Source organism: Desulfacinum infernum DSM 9756 (assembly GCF_900129305.1).
In the GTDB taxonomy this organism is placed as follows: Bacteria; Desulfobacterota; Syntrophobacteria; order Syntrophobacterales; family DSM-9756; genus Desulfacinum; species Desulfacinum infernum.
Genome location: NZ_FQVB01000011.1, coordinates 100,886 through 117,242, shown reverse-complemented (window position 1 = coordinate 117,242; position 16,357 = coordinate 100,886). Strand labels below are relative to the sequence as shown.

Genomic DNA, 16,357 nt, shown 5'->3' with positions numbered 1-16,357 from the left:
GGCGTCTCGCCCGTTTCTCGTGCGGGCCGGAGGCCCGCTCTCCCAGGGGAAAGGGCTTTTTCACACATGGTCAACGCACCAGGCCGGGAAATTCCCGTCAATTGGCGCATTCTTCAGCGGGAGCTGAGAAACATGGTCGAGAAAGGGGTTCTCGTTTCCGAAGGGGCGACCAATCGGCTGATCTACCGCCTCGAGGCATAAGGGCCAAACTTACGACAAACTTGCGACATCCAGTTCAGGCCGGACAGAAGGAAATCCCTATCAAAGCCGTTGCCGCCCCTTCGGGGATGTGCCCCCCTTTGAAAAGATGCGGCGCATCCATATCCTAAGTGACATCCGGCTGTGGAAAGTGGCCAGGAGGAGGGTGGCAGGCGGGGACACGGTCCTCCGGAGCCGGCACGACTCTAGTGACAGCTTCAGCGGCACGGGGCCGTGGATCCTGTATGGCTTCCCAGCCGGGCGAGCTATGCGGCGGCGGAGCCGTCCCGGCGGTCCCCGGGCACGGCCGCTCTTTGGCGCAGGCCGGCCACATCCCGCGAGGGCGGGGCGCCGAAAAGCCGCTTGTATTCCCGGCTGAATTGCGACGGGCTTTCGTAGCCGACCCGGAACGCCGCACCGGCCGCATCCAGGTGATCCGTGAGCATCAGCCGTCTGGCCTCGATCAGGCGCAGCTGCTTCTGGTACTGGAGGGGGCTCATGCCGGTCATTCGCCGGAAGTGGTGATGGAACGTGGATCGGCTCATCCCCGCCTTGGCCGCCAGATCATCCACCCGCAACGGTTGAGTGAAGTTTCGTTTCAACCATTCGATCGCCCCGGCGACCTGCCGGGTCGCGCTTCCCGCCGACGCGATCTGGCGCAGGCGAACGCCCTGATCCCCCACCAGCAGTCGATAGGTGATTTCTCTCCGGTACAGGGGAGCCAGCACGGGAAGGTGCTCCCCTTCATCCAGCAAGGTCACCAGGCGCTGGAAAGCGCCGAGAAGCGATGGGGTCATCTCTCCCACCGCCATGCCCCGGCTGGTGGGCTGCGTGCGGGGTGCCGGAAGGTTTCCTTCCACCATCATCTGAGAGATCTCTCCCAGATCGAGCTTCAAAACGAGGCCCAGGCAGGGCTTTTCCGCGCTGGCCTCGATGATCTGCACCACCGTGGGAAGGTGCAGGGAGGTGATGAGGTAATGGCGGGCATTGTAGACGAAGTCGTCGCCGGCAAGAAGCACCCGCTTGGCCCCTTGGGTGATCACACAGACGGACGGTTCGTAAAGCCCGCTTTTGGGCTCCGTGGGGGCCTCATGCCGAAACAGGGTCAGACCCGGCACGGACGTCTCGTAAATTTCGGACCGATCGGTCCATCGGGCAATCGCCCCGGCCAGTTCCTTCAACGCCTTCTCCATTCCGGTGCACCTCGCATTCCTTTTGCGTAAAAGGCAGGGTGGCGGAAAACACCCTAACCCATCCGGCGATGGGCCGGCCAGAAAAATCCGTCGATTCGCACGATCAGGCAAGCTTTTCGGAGCATCGTTTTACCGGTTTCGGGGCAGGCGGCGTTAGAGTACCCCCGTCCCAAGGTCATCCACATCCTTATCTTCCGCCAAGGAGGCATACCATGAAATTCGAGTTCTACAACCCCACACGGCTCATCTTCGGCGCCGGGACGTTGTCGCGCCTGGGCGAGGCGGCCCGTGAACACGGCCGGAAGGCCCTCCTTGTGACAGGCGGCGGCAGCGTCAAGCGGACCGGCGTCTTCGACCGCGCCGTCACAAGCCTGGAAAAGGCCGGCGTTTCGGTGGTGGAATGCGCCGGGATCGAACCCAACCCGAGAATCACTTCAGTAAGGCGCGGAGCCGACATGGCCCGCCGGGAAGGCTGCGACCTGGTCGTCGCCCTGGGCGGCGGCAGCACCATGGACGCGGCCAAGGTGATCGCCGCCGCCGTGTTCTATGAAGGCGATCCCTGGGACATGATCGGCCACGGGCAGGAAAACTGGGTGCTCCCCACCCGGGCGCTCCCCATCATCACGGTGCCCACACTGGCCGCCACCGGATCGGAAATGAACTGCGGGGCGGTGATCAGCAACGACGAAGTGAAGGTCAAATCGTTCGTGAAGGCGGACTGTCTCTTTCCGCGGGTCGCCCTGGCCGATCCGGAACTCACCCTGACCGTGCCCAGGGACCAGACCGCCTACGGGGTTTGCGACATCATCACCCACGTGACCGAAGGCTACTTCAACGGTGTGGACGGAACCCCCATCCAGGACCGTTTCGCCGAGGGTGTTATCCTCACCGCCATGGAATACGGCCGCAGGGCCGTGGCCGACGGCGGCGACCTGGAAGCCCGCACCCAGGTCCAATGGGCGTCCATCGTGGCCCTCAACGGCTGGGTGCAGGCCGGCGTGGATGCGGTCCATCCGGTGCACATGATCGAGCATGCCCTTTCGGCCCATCACGACGTCCCCCACGGCGCCGGTCTGGCCGTGGTGAATCCGGCGTGGATGCGCTTTGCCGCCAAGGCCCGGCCCCAGCGTTTTGCCCAATTCGCCCGACGTGTTTTCGGCCTGCAGGCGGACGGCCGGGGTGATCTCGAACTGGCCATGGAAGGGATCGACCGCTTTGAAGCGTTCCTGCGCTCCATCGGGTGTCCCACGCGCCTCTCGGAGCTGGGCATCGGCGATGAACTCATCCCCCGCTACGCCGAGGACGCCGCACTGGTTCTCCGCGATGAACACGGCAACCTCCTGGGCCGGCCGCCCATGAGCAAGGCGGACATCGAAGCCGTACTCCGCTCGGCCTTGTAGACGTCGCCGGCAAGATCCATAGGCCAAACCTACCCATCGCATCGAAGCAGGGAGAAGGGAAATGGAAAAGCGCCAACTGGGAAGAAGCGGACTGGAAGTCTCGGCCATCGGCCTTGGCTGCATGGGCATGAGTTTCGGTTATGGCCCCGCCAAGGACAAGAATGAAATGATTGCCTTGATCCGCGCAGCCGTGGAGCGGGGGGTGACCTTCTTTGACACGGCGGAGGTGTACGGTCCCTACACCAACGAAGAGCTCGTGGGTGAGGCACTGGAACCTTTCCGGGGACAGGTGGTCATCGCCACCAAGTTCGGGTTCGACATCGAAGCCGCCGACCCCTTGAGCGGGAAGATGGCTTTAAACAGCCGCCCGGAGCACATCAAGAAGGCCGTGGAAGGATCGCTCAAGAGGCTTCGGGTGGAGGCCATCGACCTCTACTACCAGCACCGGGTGGATCCCCAGGTGCCCATCGAAGACGTGGCCGGGGCGGTGAAGGAGCTCATCCGGGAAGGGAAGGTCAAGCATTTCGGCCTTTCGGAAGCCGGGGCGCAAACGATCCGCCGCGCCCACGCGGTCTGCCCGGTTTCCGCCCTTCAAAGCGAGTACTCGCTGTGGTGGCGGCGACCGGAAGAAGAAATTCTTCCCCTGTGCCAGGAACTCGGTATCGGTTTCGTCCCTTACAGCCCCCTGGGCAAAGGGTTTCTTACGGGCGCCATCGATGAGAAGACCACCTTCGACAAGTCCGACTTTCGGAACATCGTTCCGCGCTTTACGCCGGAAGCCCGAAGAGCCAACCAGGCCATGGTCGAGCTGGTGCGCACCATCGCCGAGCGCAGGGGCGCCACGCCCGCCCAGATCGCGCTGGCCTGGCTCCTGGCGCAAAAGCCCTGGATCGTGCCGATCCCCGGAACCACCAAGCTGCATCGCCTGGAGGAGAACCTGGGAGCCGTCGAGATTGAGCTCGGCGAGGCGGAACTCATTGAACTCAACGAGGCCGCTTCCAGGATACCCATCCAGGGCGACCGCTACCCCGAGGCGCTGGAACAGATGACCTACCGGTAAACCGCCCGGGCCGCTTCGGAGTCCTTCCCGCGGCCCCGGCGGGGCCGGGAAATTGCGCCGCCAAGATTGAAGTGCGCTCCCCATCGGTCCCGGTCCGGAGGCCGTGCTCGATGGCGAGCCGAGCCCTGCCGGCCCGGTACCATGAGGGGCAAGGCGGCGGAAACCGCAACACGTTTCAGCCCTCGATACGGGCGAGGACCCGGTCGGTGAATTCCACGGTCTTGGCCGTGCCGCCCAGATCCGGCGTCAGGACCCCTTCGGCGGTGACGGCTTCGATGGCCCGCATCAGAGCCTCAGCCGCCCGGGGTTCGCCGAGAAAGTCGAGCATCATCTGCACGCACCACAGCGTGGCGATGGGATTGGCGATACCCTTTCCGGCGATGTCCGGCGCCGAGCCGTGGACGGGTTCGAACATGGACGGAAAACGGCGCTCCGGGTTCAGGTTGGCCGACGGCGCGATCCCGATGCCGCCCGCCACGGCGGGCCCCAGGTCGGAAAGGATGTCGCCCAGCAGGTTGCTCCCCACCACCACGTCGAACCAGTCGGGATGGAGCACGAAGTGGGCCGTCAGGATGTCGATGTGGTACTGGTCCGCCCGCACGTCCGGGTATTCCCGGGCGATGGCCTTGAAGCGCTCGTCCCAGAAGGGCATGGTGTGGAGGATTCCGTTGGATTTGGTGGCGGAGGTCACGTGACGGTCCGGGCGCCGGCGCGCCAGCTCAAAGGCGTACCGGAGGACCCGGTCCACCCCCTTGCGGGTGAAGACCGTCTCCTGAATCACCACCTCCCGGTCCGTTCCGGGAAACAAGCGGCCTCCGATTTCCGAGTACTCCCCTTCCGTGTTTTCCCGGACCACCACGAAGTCGATGTCGTCCCTTCCCCGGCCCGCCAGAGGACTCCGGACACCGGGGAGCAGCCGCACCGGGCGGAGATTCACATAGAGATCGAAGCCCCTTCGGATGGGCAACAGCAGACCCCACAGGGACACGTGGTCGGGAACCCGCGGATCGCCCACGGCGCCCAGCAAGATGGCGTCGAAGGCCTTCAGCTGCTCCAGGCCGTCCGGGGGCATCATTTCCCCGTGATCCAGGTAGTACTGGCAGGAATAGGGAAACTCCGCAAAGGATACCTCAAAGCCGAATTTCCGGCCCAGGGCCTCCAGGGTTCGAACCCCCTCGGGAACGACTTCCTTTCCGATGCCGTCTCCCGGAATGACAGCGATGCGATAGGCCATGATTTTCTCCTGTGTGAAAGGGGGATCCGCCTCATTCCACCCGGAACTTGCGGACCACGTCCTCGGGGATTTCCAGACCCAGGCCCGGCTTGTCGGGCGGAAACATCCGGCCGTTCTCCAGGCGCATGGGTTCGGCAAAGGCCCCCGAGACCCAGGGCATGTACTCGATGGGACCCGACGCCATGACGCCGCAGGCCACCTGGATCGTGCTCTCCATCATGTGGTGCGGCGCGATGGGCCGTCCGGCCACCTGCCCCATGTGGACGATCTTCACCATCTCCGTGATGCCCCCCACCCGGCAGATGTCCGGCTGGAGGATGTCCGCCGCATCGGCCCGGATATAGGCATCGAATTCGTAGCGGGATCCCAGCGTCTCGCCCATGGCGATGGGGATGTCCAGGGCGTCGGCCAGCCGGGCGTGAGCGGGCACGTCGTCGCACCACAGGGGTTCCTCGAACCAGGCCACGCCCAGCCGCTCCAGCTCGCGGCCCACCATCAAGGCCGTGGGGTAGTCCCACTTCTGGTTGGCATCGGTGGCGATCCACACCTGATCGCCCAGGGCCTTGCGTACCCGGGTCACCCGATCGATGTCGACTCGCGGATCCTCATGGCCCAGTTTCATTTTGACGCCCATCATGCCCTGGCTCAGATACTCGTGAAAGGCGTCGATCATCTCCTCCACGCTCATGTAGAGCCACCCGCCGTCCGACCCGTACACGGGGGCGCTTTCCCGCATGCCGCCCAGGAGCTTGTAGACGGGCAGGCCCGCGGCCTTGCCCTTGATGTCCCAGAGCGCCAGATCCACAGCGGCCTGGGCCTGGTTGACCACGCCGGCACGCCCCACGCTCTGCAGCCGCTTGTTCAGCTTGGTCCACAGCCGTTCATTGTCCAGGGGGTCTTCTCCCAGCAGCAAGGGCGCAAAATCGTCCTGGATCACGCACCGGATGGCCGTGGCCCCGCCCAGCAGGGTCCATCCGTACCCGGTTCCCGTGAGGCCGCTGTCCGTTCGGATCACGGCCAAAGGCATGTAGATGTGCCCGACCGGCCCGCCTTTGACTCCGCTGGATGACCCGGACTGCATGGGCCGCGGCAGAGGCATCTTGAGCAATTCGCATTTGACTTCCGTGATCTTCATCGCCATGTCCTCCTGCTTCTATCGGCTTTGTGCATGAAGGGCGGCCAGCTGCCTTTTCACCAGCGGCTTGATGCCGCCGCTTTCCAGAATCTCAAAGACGACTTCGGTCAAGGGCTCCGCCTCCATTTCCACTCCCGTGGTCGCGTTGCGCACCCGCCCCTTTTCCAGATCCACCACCAGACGGTCGCCGGAAGAAACCCGGCGGGAAACGCCGGGGCACACCAGCACCGGGAGCCCCAGGTTGACGGCATTGCGGTAGAAGATCCGGGCAAAGGACTCGGCCACGATGCCCCCCGCGCCCACGGCCCGAAGCGCGATGGCCGCATGTTCGCGGCTGGAGCCGCACCCGAAGTTGGTGCCGCCCACGATGATATCTCCGGGCCGGAAGTTCTTCACAAAGCGGGGATCGACCCCCTCCATGGCGTGCCGGCCGATCTCCTCGGCCGTCACCAGCTCCAGGTATTGACCGGGGTAGATTTGATCCGTATCCAGGTTGTTTCCGAACACATGGGCTCTGCCCTCGAGGATTCTTTTCATGATTCTTTCCGCTCCAGTTCGGCAAGGATCTCGCAAGGGTCGGTGATCCGCCCGTTCAGGGCCGCGGCCGCCACCGCCGCCGGCGATCCCAGATAGACGGCCGATTGGGTGTGCCCCATGCGGCCGGGAAAGTTCCGGTTGGTGGAAGCGATGCACACCTCGCCGGCGGCGAGAATCCCCTCGTGGGTTCCCAAGCAGGCCGCGCACCCGGGAGTCACGAAGGTGGCCCCGGCTTCCACCAGCGCCGCCACGTCCCCCCGTTGCAGGGCTTCCAGGAAGACGTCCCGGGATGCGGGAACCACAACCAGTCTCGTGTCCTTGTGAACCCTGCGCCCTTTCAGGATCCGGGCGGCCACCGCCAGGTCTTCCGCCCGGCCGCCGGTGCAGCTCCCAAGGTAGGCCTGATGGACTGGGGTTCCCACCAGTTCCGACAGCGGGCGCACGTTGTCCACGCTGCTCGGCACCGCCAGCTGCGGGGGTATGGCGGAGACATCGAAGAAGAGCTCCTCGGCGTATTGGAAATCCGGATCCGTTTCCACGGGCTCCAGATTCCGTTTCACCTTCCCCTTGAGAAAGCCCAGGGTGACCTGGTCGGGCTGGATATAGGCGCATTTGGCGCCCATCTCGGTGGTCATGTTGCAAAGCGCCATGCGCTCGGAAACGGACAGCTCCTTCACCACCGGCCCCGTGAATTCCACGGCCTTGTAGATGGCGTAATCGGCCCCCAGCCTGCCGATGATGTGCAGGATGACATCCTTGGCATAGACGCCCACGGACAACCGGCCGGTCAGGTGAATGCGGAGGATTTCCGGCACCCGGAGCCACAGGTGCCCCGTGGCCAGGATCACCGCCAGATCCGTGGCGCCCACCCCGGTACCGAAGGCTCCCAAGGCCCCGTGGGTGGTGGTGTGGGAATCGGTGGCGATCAGGACCATGCCGGGATAGACAAGCCCGTGATCCACCATGACCTGGTGGCAGACGCCGGAATTCACGTCGAAAAGAAGCTCGATCCCCTGCTCGCGGCAGAACTCACGCATGAATTTCTGGTTTTCCGCCTGCTGGATGCTGGACGCCGGCGCGTAATGATCCAGGATGAACGTGATCCTGTCGGGAGAATGGACCCGTCGGCCTCCCATTTCGTAGAAGGAATGGATGGTTTGGGGGTAGAGATCGTTCACCTCCGCCAGGTCCACCCGGCAGTTGACGATCTCGCCCGCGCGAACGGAGTCTTTTCCGGAAGCTCGTGCCAGGATCTTTTCGATGGCGTGCATGGTCCTTCCTTCGGCGCAGAGCCGCCCCTCGGCAGGACCCGCCGGCGGGTCCTGCCCGAAAAACGGCCCATCATTCAGTGGTTACAAGGATTAGAAAAACATCCCCTCGGGCAACGGAACGTACAGGAATCTCGTAAAAGTGACGTAAAAGAAGGCGACCTCCGCGATGACAACGGGCACCCAGACGCAGATCTTCCTGACCGTCACGGGCGTGCGGGCGCGGGCCAGATAGATGACGATGAGGGACATGAACAGAACCGTGCTCACGAAAAAGCCCAGGACCGGCATGACCATCACCCAGCAGAAGAAAAGGACCCCTGTCACGATCCATCGCACGTTGGAGCCCTCCACGAAGATGAGGCGCCGGGAAGGCTTCACCAACCCCTTGATGATCAGAACGGCGGACAGGACGCCCATGATGGCGACCACCGCTTCCGGAAAGATGATGCTCATCCACAGGACATCTTCCAGGCCGAAGTAGAAGAGCACCGTCAAAAGGAGGCCGATACAGCCGCTGGCGATATCCGTATTGATTTCCCTATTCATGCCGGTCCTCCTTGGGAGACGCCTTCCGGGCTTGGATCCGCTGCTTCAGGGCGAGCAGGTAAGGCCACGCAGCGGAAAGGACGGTCATGGCGATCAGGATACGGGAGAGGCTGCTTTCAAAGAGTTTCAGGAAGGGATACTGGTAGGCCTGCCCGCCCAGGATCGTCTGCACGTATCCCATTTCCGCGATGTTTCCGAGAATGAGCCCCAGCACGATGGGAGCCGGCGCCACGCCCAGCTGTTTCAGCACATGGCCGAGGGTCCCCAGGACGAGCATGAGCACCACGTCCGTGTGACTGTTTCGAACTCCGTAGGTCCCCAGGATGGTGGCCAGAGCGATGGTGGGCACCAGAAAGTAGTAGGGCGTCTTGAAGATCACCTTGTAGATGAGCCGACCGCCCAGGAGCCCCACCGGCACCATGGCGATGGCCGCAAGGGCCATGGAGAGGATGAACCCGTAGGTCAGATGGCCGCTCACGGTAAAGAGTTCGATGCCCGGCCGGAGGCCGTGGAGCATCATGACGCCGAGAATCACGGCGTCCGGCGGGGCGCCCGGAATGCCCAGCGTCAACAGGGGCACCATGCTTCCGGCCACGGTCACGTTGTTGCTGGATTCCGTGGCCACCAGGCCTTCCGGGAGGCCCGTTCCGAACTTTTCCGGATGCTTGGACGCGCGTTTGGCCTCGTTGTAGGCCACCAGGTTGGCGATATTGCCGCCGGCTCCGGGGATGATGGCCACGATCTCCCCGATGATGCAGGACCGGATGAGGTTGCCGGGCATGGAAAAAACGGTCTTCACCGCCTGCCAGAAGGAGCCCTTGGCTTTGGGATCCACCTCCACCGCCGAAAGGGCGCTCTTGGCCTTGGCGGCGATGCCGTAGAGTTCCGGCAGGACGAAGAGCCCGATCAGGGCGACGATCATGGGAACTCCGCCCTGGAGCACCGTGATCCCGAACGTGAACCGGGTCTCTCCGCCGATGGGCGCCACGCCGATGGTACCAATGACCATGCCGAGGGCTCCGCCCAGCAGTCCCTTCGCCGTGGAGCCCTCGGAAAGGCTGGCGATGAGCGTCAGTCCGAGGACGGCCACCCAAAAGTATTCCGGAGGGCCGAAACGAAGGGAGAGCTCGGCCAGGGGAGGCGAAAGGAAGAGCAGGAAAAGAGCTCCGGCGATGCCGCCGACGGCGGAGGCCACGGTGGCCAGGCTGATGGCTTCCAGGGCCCGGCCCTGCTTGGCCATGGGATAGCCTTCGAAGGCGGTGGCGATGGACGAAGGGGTACCCGGCGTATTCACCAGGATCGCGGCGAACGATCCCCCGTAGATGGCTCCCATGTAGACGGCGCCCAGGGCCACCAGCCCGTGAAGGGGCGGCAGGGTGAAGGTGAACGGGAGCAGCACCGCCAGCGCCATGGTGGCGGTAAGACCCGGGATGGCCCCCACGAACAGCCCGGCGGAAACCCCGGCGACGATGGAAAGGAGGATCACCGGGTCGAAGAGCATCAACATGGTTTCCCAAAGCATGACGGCCTGGACCTTTCACAATGGGGTGGACAAACGCTCGCCTCCCGGGCGGGGCGGGGAACACTATCCGTTCCGCCCGCCCCCCGGTCCGCTGGGCGGCGACTTCCGCCGGGGCTATTTCTGCTTCTGGCGGATTTCGTTCAAGACGTCGCCGTAGGCGGCGCGCATCCTCTCGACCAGCTTCAGCGCCTCGTCCCCGGTGGCGTAGGTCATGACGAATCCGAGCCCCACCTGTTTGTTGGCAATGATCTTGTTGGTTTCCGTGAAGGCATGGGCCAGCTTGTCCACGATGGGCTGAGGGGTGCCCAAGGGGGCCGCCACCCCGCGGAAGGCTCCGCCCACGATGTCGTAGCCCAGCTCCTTGAAGGTGGGAACGTCGGGCAGGGCGGGAACCCGTTCATCGGAGGCCACGGCAAGCGTCCGCAGCCTGTCCTTGTAGTTCACGCCCACCATGGAGTAGGTCATGGCGGCCGAGATGTGCCCGCCCATCAAAGCCGGGATAATCGGGCCGGTTCCGGTGTGGGGCACATAGGTGAGATCGATCCCCGCAGCCTTTTCCAGCCGCAGCGCTTCCAGGTGATTGGCGCTGTAGGTGCCGCTTCCCCCCACCGTCACGGCGGCCGGATGGGCCTTGGCGTACTGGATGAAATCATCCAATGTTTTGAAGGGGCTGTCCTTGCTCACCACCAGAGCGTTGGGGGTGAAGTGGAACCACATGATGATCTTGAACCCGTCCGTGGTGTAGCCCGCTTCCTTTCGGATCAGGGGCTGGCCGATGATGTGGGGAATGTTGCACCCGATGATGGTGTAGCCGTCCGGCTTGGCCGTGCGCTGGAACTCGCTCCAGGCCACCGCGCCGCCGCCACCGGGCTTGTGGGTGATGTTGACCGGCACGCCCAGAAACTTCTCCAGATGCGGCTCCTGCAGACGCGCCGTGACGTCCGATTCCCCGCCCGGATTGAAGGGGATGATGTAGGTGATGGGCTTTTCCGGGTATTCGGCGAAAACGGGTCCCGGCATGGCGAAGGCGACGGCCAGAACGATCCCCCAAAGGAGCCTGGTGAACTTCTTCATTTGAGCATCCCTCCATTTCGCTAAGGTTTAGTGAAGCAAGACAGGTGAAACGACCCGGATCACGGTCCCGGGCTGGGGGAAGCAACGATCGTGCCAGCCTCCCCAGGGCCGACGGGGTCCGTGTTTTTGCTTTCTTTTCCGGGTGCGGCGTCGGTGGGTGTTGACTTGCGTGTTTCATTGTGAAATTTACTTAGTTTCACATTGCACATGTGCCACCTGGAGGAAAAGGCCCGTGAAACCCATCCTTGTCATCGCACCCCACCCCAAGGTGCTGGAAACGGTCGCGCAGGCGACCCGGAACAACGAAAAGGTTCACGTGCGCTACGGCCTGCTGGAGGACGCCGTCCCCCTGGCCCTGGAAGCCCAGTCCCAGGGGGCCCAGGTGATCATCAGCCGGGGCGGAACCACCCGGTTGCTGGAACGCTCCGAACTGGCCGTCCCCGTGGTGGACATCCCCGTCTCGCCCTTCAACATCCTGAGCGCCCTCCACCAGGCCCGAAACTTCAGCCGAACCATCACCGTCATGGGCTCCGTCCGGATCCTCCGCGGCGTGGAAAAGCTCCAGCCCATCCTGGACGTGGACCTGGAAATCCACCAGATCTACAACCGCGCCGAAGCGGAGGCCTACGTGCGAAACCGCATGCAATCCCCCAATCCCATCCAGGTGCTGCTGGGCGGGGCCATCGCCGAATCCCTGGCCCAGGAATACGGCCTTCCCACCGTCTTTCTGGAAACCACCCGGGAAGACATCGAAACGGCCCTGGAAGAGGCCTACCGGCTTCTGGAGGTGCGCCGGATCGAGGCCCAGAAGACGGAGCAGTTCAAGGCCATCCTGCAGAACATCAACCACGGGGTCATCGCCGTGGACAAGGAGGGCACCATCACCACCTTCAACCGCGCGGCCGCCAAAATCACGGGCGTGGCCCAACCGCAGGCCGAGGGCCGCCGGCTTCAACACGTGTTGCCGTCGGATCCCACCGAGGAAGTGATCCATACCGGACTTTCCCAGCTGGGGCACCTCATGCGCATCGGGCGCACCATGGTTCTCGCCAACAGAGTGCCGGTGAAGGTGGGCGGAGAGATCGTGGGGGCGGTGGAGACCCTGGAGGATGTGACCAAGATCCGCGAATACGAAAACATCATCCGGGTGAAACTGGCCGAGAAGGGCCACGTGGCGCAATGGACCTTCGACGACATCATCGGCCGAAGCCCCGCCATCCGGGAGACAGTGCGCCTGGCCCGCAAGTACGCCGAGGTGGACAGCGTCATCCTCATCGAAGGCGAAAGCGGGACGGGCAAGGAGGTCTTCGCCCAGGCCATCCATTCGGCCGGCAGGCGCCGGGCGGGGCCTTTCGTGGCGGTCAACTGCGGGGCCATTCCCGACACCCTGATCGAGAGCGAGCTGTTCGGCTATGAGGCAGGAGCCTTTTCGGGAGCCCGCCGCCAGGGAAAAGACGGCCTTTTCACCCAGGCCCACACGGGCACCATCTTTCTCGATGAGATCAGCGAAACCTCGCCGCGCTTCCAGACCACGCTCCTTCGGGTGATCCAGGAAATGACGGTCCGCCCGCTGGGATCCGACAAGGTCGTCCCCATCGACGTGCGCATCATCGCCGCCACCAACCGCCGGCTCAAGCGGGAGGTGGAACGGGGAAACTTCCGAAGAGACCTCTACTTTCGCCTGAACATCCTGAGGCTGAACGTTCCGCCCCTGAGGCTTCGAAAAGAAGACATTCCCGACCTGGTGCGGCATTTCATCCGTCTCAACGCGACCCGGCTCGGAAAGGATCTCTCCATCTCCAGGGAGGCCATGGAGTTGCTCCAAAACTACGACTGGCCGGGAAACATCCGGGAGCTTCAGAACGTGCTCGAAAGGCTCTGCGTCACCTGCGACATGAAGATCGACGCGAACCTGGCGGCCGCCGTTCTGGAGGAATGCCGGCTGGAAGATCAGGCCAGCTCGGAGCGGATCGACTCCATCCGCAGAAACCACATCCTGGAAGTCCTCCGCCAGTGCGGCAACAACAAGAGGCAAGCGGCCGAAAAACTGGGCATCAGCCGCACCACCCTCTGGCGCGAACTGAAGAGACACCGCCTTTCCTAGGAGGCCGTCTGAAAACGTCGCGGATGATCTTTTTTCTCGTAGCGCAGCCCTTCAGGGCTGCGGAGGAACCTCCAGGTGCCGGATGGCCCATCCGGTATTGCCTATCACTTTATGGGGTTTCTATGAAACGCGACTTCGTTCCGATCGTGCGCGCGGCCTGTAGGGGCGAATCATCATTCGCCCCTACAGGGGGCTGCTTCCCGAAGGTGCGTTTCATCTTTCGTTGTCACGGGCTCCCCGGGATGGAGGTTATGGCGACCCCTTTCCGCGGGGCTGAAGCCCCGCGGCTACGAGGAGGACCAAAATTCCTCGGCCCTGTGAGTCGGAGAGCCATTGTCGGAAAGCCTCCCAGGTGTTTGCCTGAGAACCGGCAAGCGAACTCTTTTTGCAGTCTTTTCTTCACCCGTTGGGTTCCGCCAAGACCGAGCCGGGTGAAGCCCGGCCCGTCGAAGCAAGGCGTGAACACTCGAAAAGCAGGACGTCATGGACCCACCCGCGGATTTGCCGGGGCGGGCCGACTCCCCTTCTGCAGGATCATCCGATAACAGCTGTCGTGATCCGAGCCGCTTTGAGCATCTCGAAAAGCTGTGCTTTGGCGATCCGATAACGCTCAAAGTAGATTTTGGCGATGTTGAACATGAGCAGGTATCCCAATTCCGGATCCGACCGGCAGAGATCTTTGAGTTTGGCAGCGTCAATGGCCACCAGCTCCGAATCTTCCAGGCAAATGGCCGTCAAGGTGTACTCCTGGTCTTCCATGAAGCAGGCGGCCCCGAAAAGTTGCCCCTTCCCGCGGGTTTCAAACGCCAACCCCACGACGTCACCGGGATCGAAACGGCGCAAGGTCACCTTGCCCTTTTTCACCACCCACAAGTACTCGGCCCGCTGCCCCCGCTCATAGACCACGTCCCGTTTCCCGCAGGTTCGGGATTGCGAAATAGCGGCCAATTCGTGGAGCTGCTTGTCGTTCAGAGAATGAAACACTGCCAGATCCCTGAGGTCACTTACGTCCACCATGGTCCGTCTCCTTTCCTGCCACTCGAACCACCTCTGCAGCAATGCAGCAGACGCGCTTTGACTGATCGTCGAATGCTCCTCCCGTCATGCGGGCAGCAACAACAAGGCCAGCAGAAAGAACAGGGCGCCGATGAGCATCACGGCAATGCAGTAGCCCATGATCTGCCGCGCCTTGAGGCCCGTGATTCCAAGCAGGGCCAGCGCCCAGAAGGGCTGCAATAGATTGGTCCACTGGTCGCCGTAGGCGAGCGCCATGACGGCCTTGGGTAGGGATACGTCCAAAGCCTGGGCCGCCTTGACGATGACGGGTCCCTGAACGGCCCACTGGCCTCCCCCGGAAGGGACAAAAAGATTGACCAGGGCGGCACTGACGAAGGTGAGCAAAGGATAGGTGGCCTGGTTGGAAATGGCGATGAACCAATTGGCCATGACCACAATCAGGCCCGAAAACTTCATCATGCCCATGATCCCCGAATAGAACGGGAACTGCAGGATGATGCCGGCACAGCCCCGCGTACCGTCGGCCACGGCGCGCACGTAATGAACCGGCCGCTTGTGAAGCAGGATGCCGAGAAACAGGAAAGTGAAGTTGACGATATCCAGGTTGAGCTTGAAGCCATTGGTTGCAAAATACCAGACCACCGCGATCATGCCTCCCAGCCCGATAACCATGCTGATGGCGACACTTCGTTCCAGTTTCGCAGCCAGGGTGTCCTGATGGCGCAGCTCCATTTCACCCATTTCCTGCTCGGCGATGATCTCCCTGGCATTGGGCAGTACCTGATCAATGGTGACCATCCGGGCAGGGTCCGACGGGCAAAGCAGTTTGAAGATATAGGGGAGGACCAGAATCAGAAAAACGGCCACCGCGATATTGAGGGTACTGAACAATGTGGCCGTCACCGGCAGAATCCCGATCTCGGCTTCCAGGAAATGCCCTTTGGTCGCCACCAGCAGCGGAGCGGACCCCGAGAAGCCGCCGTGCCAGACCGCCAGGCCCGCATATCCCGCAGCTCCCAACAGCGGATAATGCATGGGAACCTTCTTCTCGAACCCCCTCAAGGCCACTTGCCGGGCCATCAAGGCGCCCACGATCAATCCCAGCCCCCAGTTGATGTAACCCCCGATGATCGCCACCAAGGCGACCAGGGCCGCTGCGCCCCCCGCACTCTTGGGAATATCGGCCAGCTTGTCGATAAGGGCGCGCATGACCTGCGTCGTCGCCAGTGCATAACCGGTCACCAGGATCAAGCACATCTGCATGGAAAACTGCAGCAGGTTCCAGAACCCCTTGTGCCAATGCAGGATCATGTCAAAGGGCCCGTTATCCGTAAAAAGGATGCCCAACAGCCATGTAAGGAAAGTGAGCAGAATGGCGAAGATAAAGGGATCCGGTATGTATCTTTCCGCCCAGCGAGAAAAGATCTCCCCCAATTTCCGAATCATGGATTACCCCCTTCCATGTGAGCAGTGGGAAAAGAGAAGAGCGCACCTGAACCTGCCGGGAGACTTCCAGCGCCTCCGCGGCGGGCCCCGAGCAAAAGGTGGCTGGAATTCGGGGCAAAACGGGATCACATCACCCATCCTTGAGCCGCTCGGGGATTCCACGCCCACAGGCCGGGTCCCGGCGGTGATTCGGGATGACGGGCGAACCAGGTGGATTTCGGCCCCGGCACGCAGCCCTATGGCTGCCGCTCCGGCGCTCTCCGCTTCTTGGGCCGAAATTCCCGGAAAAACACTTGAAGTATTCTAGGGCATATCGATTGTCATTCTTTCTACACGATCACCCGGAAGAATCCCAGCTCTTTTCTTCGCGTCCACGTATCAGCGTGTCAGGGGATATGGGGGCATACCGTTGGCAACCCGCATAAACCCGCCTTGGGAGTCCAGACGTTGGGAACGATAAACGGGGGTTTGGCACCGATCAGGCGTCTTGCCGGTTACCCAACTCCTCAAACCGGTTGGCGGTCTCTAGTTCGTTGCGACCACCATCTGTGGGCAGGCGGTCCGAAGGCCAACCCCCTGGCGCGGGGCGGCACGAGGCAGGGAGTCGAGCGCCACGCCCG

13 protein-coding genes are annotated in these 16,357 nt (G+C 62.9%); 3 read left to right on the top strand and 10 right to left on the bottom strand.

Going from position 1 to position 16,357, the window contains the following annotated elements; genetic code table 11:
- Positions 1-464: 464 nt before the first annotated feature.
- Positions 465-1,391: an AraC family transcriptional regulator gene (locus BUB04_RS07020; RefSeq protein WP_073038278.1), complete on the bottom strand. Its 927-nt coding sequence runs from the start codon at positions 1,389-1,391 to the stop codon at positions 465-467.
- Positions 1,392-1,603: 212 nt separating this feature from the next.
- Between BUB04_RS07020 and BUB04_RS07015 the strand changes: the two genes are divergently transcribed.
- Both BUB04_RS07015 and BUB04_RS07010 read left to right on the top strand, forming a co-directional pair.
- The gene (locus BUB04_RS07015) at positions 1,604-2,791 is read left to right on the top strand and encodes an iron-containing alcohol dehydrogenase (protein WP_073038277.1); all 1,188 of its coding nucleotides are present in this window, start codon (positions 1,604-1,606) and stop codon (positions 2,789-2,791) included.
- A gap of 61 nt (positions 2,792-2,852) precedes the next feature.
- Positions 2,853-3,851 carry an aldo/keto reductase gene (locus BUB04_RS07010; RefSeq protein ID WP_073038276.1) on the top strand — a complete coding sequence of 333 codons (999 nt, stop codon included), beginning with the start codon at positions 2,853-2,855 and terminating at the stop codon, positions 3,849-3,851.
- 175 nt (positions 3,852-4,026) lie between these two features.
- On the opposite strand, the gene BUB04_RS07005 is transcribed toward BUB04_RS07010, so the two are convergent.
- From BUB04_RS07005 to BUB04_RS06975, 7 genes are all read right to left on the bottom strand, one after another.
- On the bottom strand, positions 4,027-5,085 hold the full coding sequence (locus BUB04_RS07005; RefSeq protein ID WP_073038275.1) for a tartrate dehydrogenase: 1,059 nt from the start codon (positions 5,083-5,085) through the stop codon (positions 4,027-4,029).
- A gap of 31 nt (positions 5,086-5,116) precedes the next feature.
- Positions 5,117-6,220: a mandelate racemase/muconate lactonizing enzyme family protein gene (locus BUB04_RS07000; protein ID WP_178371929.1), complete on the bottom strand. Its 1,104-nt coding sequence runs from the start codon at positions 6,218-6,220 to the stop codon at positions 5,117-5,119.
- An 18-nt stretch (positions 6,221-6,238) separates the two neighbouring features.
- Positions 6,239-6,757 (bottom strand): 3-isopropylmalate dehydratase small subunit, encoded by a 519-nt coding sequence (locus BUB04_RS06995; RefSeq protein ID WP_073038273.1) that lies wholly within the window; start codon positions 6,755-6,757, stop codon positions 6,239-6,241.
- Positions 6,754-8,028, bottom strand: coding sequence for a 3-isopropylmalate dehydratase large subunit (locus tag BUB04_RS06990; RefSeq protein WP_073038272.1), 1,275 nt, complete (start codon positions 8,026-8,028; stop codon positions 6,754-6,756). Before BUB04_RS06990 ends, BUB04_RS06995 begins: the two co-directional genes overlap by 4 nt.
- 90 nt (positions 8,029-8,118) lie before the next feature.
- Positions 8,119-8,574 carry a tripartite tricarboxylate transporter TctB family protein gene (locus tag BUB04_RS06985; RefSeq protein ID WP_073038271.1) on the bottom strand — a complete coding sequence of 152 codons (456 nt, stop codon included), beginning with the start codon at positions 8,572-8,574 and terminating at the stop codon, positions 8,119-8,121.
- Positions 8,567-10,096 carry a tripartite tricarboxylate transporter permease gene (locus BUB04_RS06980; RefSeq protein WP_073038270.1) on the bottom strand — a complete coding sequence of 510 codons (1,530 nt, stop codon included), beginning with the start codon at positions 10,094-10,096 and terminating at the stop codon, positions 8,567-8,569. Before BUB04_RS06980 ends, BUB04_RS06985 begins: the two co-directional genes overlap by 8 nt.
- 114 nt (positions 10,097-10,210) lie before the next feature.
- Positions 10,211-11,170 (bottom strand): tripartite tricarboxylate transporter substrate binding protein, encoded by a 960-nt coding sequence (locus BUB04_RS06975; protein ID WP_073038269.1) that lies wholly within the window; start codon positions 11,168-11,170, stop codon positions 10,211-10,213.
- A 232-nt stretch (positions 11,171-11,402) separates the two neighbouring features.
- Between BUB04_RS06975 and BUB04_RS06970 the strand changes: the two genes are divergently transcribed.
- The gene (locus BUB04_RS06970; RefSeq protein WP_073038268.1) at positions 11,403-13,274 is read left to right on the top strand and encodes a sigma-54-dependent Fis family transcriptional regulator; all 1,872 of its coding nucleotides are present in this window, start codon (positions 11,403-11,405) and stop codon (positions 13,272-13,274) included.
- A 534-nt stretch (positions 13,275-13,808) separates the two neighbouring features.
- On the opposite strand, the gene BUB04_RS06965 is transcribed toward BUB04_RS06970, so the two are convergent.
- On the bottom strand, positions 13,809-14,291 hold the full coding sequence (locus BUB04_RS06965; protein ID WP_073038267.1) for a Crp/Fnr family transcriptional regulator: 483 nt from the start codon (positions 14,289-14,291) through the stop codon (positions 13,809-13,811).
- Between the two features lie 84 nt (positions 14,292-14,375).
- Positions 14,376-15,737: a short-chain fatty acid transporter gene (locus tag BUB04_RS06960; protein ID WP_143156390.1), complete on the bottom strand. Its 1,362-nt coding sequence runs from the start codon at positions 15,735-15,737 to the stop codon at positions 14,376-14,378.
- Positions 15,738-16,357 lie beyond the last annotated feature (620 nt).

Excerpts from the sequence above, each read along its gene's own strand:
- BUB04_RS07020 (WP_073038278.1), bottom strand. The coding sequence starts at position 1,391 with ATGGAGAAGGCGTTGAAGGAACTGGCCGGGGCGATTGCCCGATGGACC.
- BUB04_RS07015 (WP_073038277.1), top strand. The coding sequence starts at position 1,604 with ATGAAATTCGAGTTCTACAACCCCACACGGCTCATCTTCGGCGCCGGG.
- BUB04_RS07010 (WP_073038276.1), top strand. The coding sequence starts at position 2,853 with ATGGAAAAGCGCCAACTGGGAAGAAGCGGACTGGAAGTCTCGGCCATC.
- BUB04_RS07005 (WP_073038275.1), bottom strand. The coding sequence starts at position 5,085 with ATGGCCTATCGCATCGCTGTCATTCCGGGAGACGGCATCGGAAAGGAA.
- BUB04_RS07000 (WP_178371929.1), bottom strand. The coding sequence starts at position 6,220 with ATGAAGATCACGGAAGTCAAATGCGAATTGCTCAAGATGCCTCTGCCG.
- BUB04_RS06995 (WP_073038273.1), bottom strand. The coding sequence starts at position 6,757 with ATGAAAAGAATCCTCGAGGGCAGAGCCCATGTGTTCGGAAACAACCTG.
- BUB04_RS06990 (WP_073038272.1), bottom strand. The coding sequence starts at position 8,028 with ATGCACGCCATCGAAAAGATCCTGGCACGAGCTTCCGGAAAAGACTCC.
- BUB04_RS06985 (WP_073038271.1), bottom strand. The coding sequence starts at position 8,574 with ATGAATAGGGAAATCAATACGGATATCGCCAGCGGCTGTATCGGCCTC.
- BUB04_RS06980 (WP_073038270.1), bottom strand. The coding sequence starts at position 10,096 with ATGCTTTGGGAAACCATGTTGATGCTCTTCGACCCGGTGATCCTCCTT.
- BUB04_RS06975 (WP_073038269.1), bottom strand. The coding sequence starts at position 11,170 with ATGAAGAAGTTCACCAGGCTCCTTTGGGGGATCGTTCTGGCCGTCGCC.
- BUB04_RS06965 (WP_073038267.1), bottom strand. The coding sequence starts at position 14,291 with ATGGTGGACGTAAGTGACCTCAGGGATCTGGCAGTGTTTCATTCTCTG.
- BUB04_RS06960 (WP_143156390.1), bottom strand. The coding sequence starts at position 15,737 with ATGATTCGGAAATTGGGGGAGATCTTTTCTCGCTGGGCGGAAAGATAC.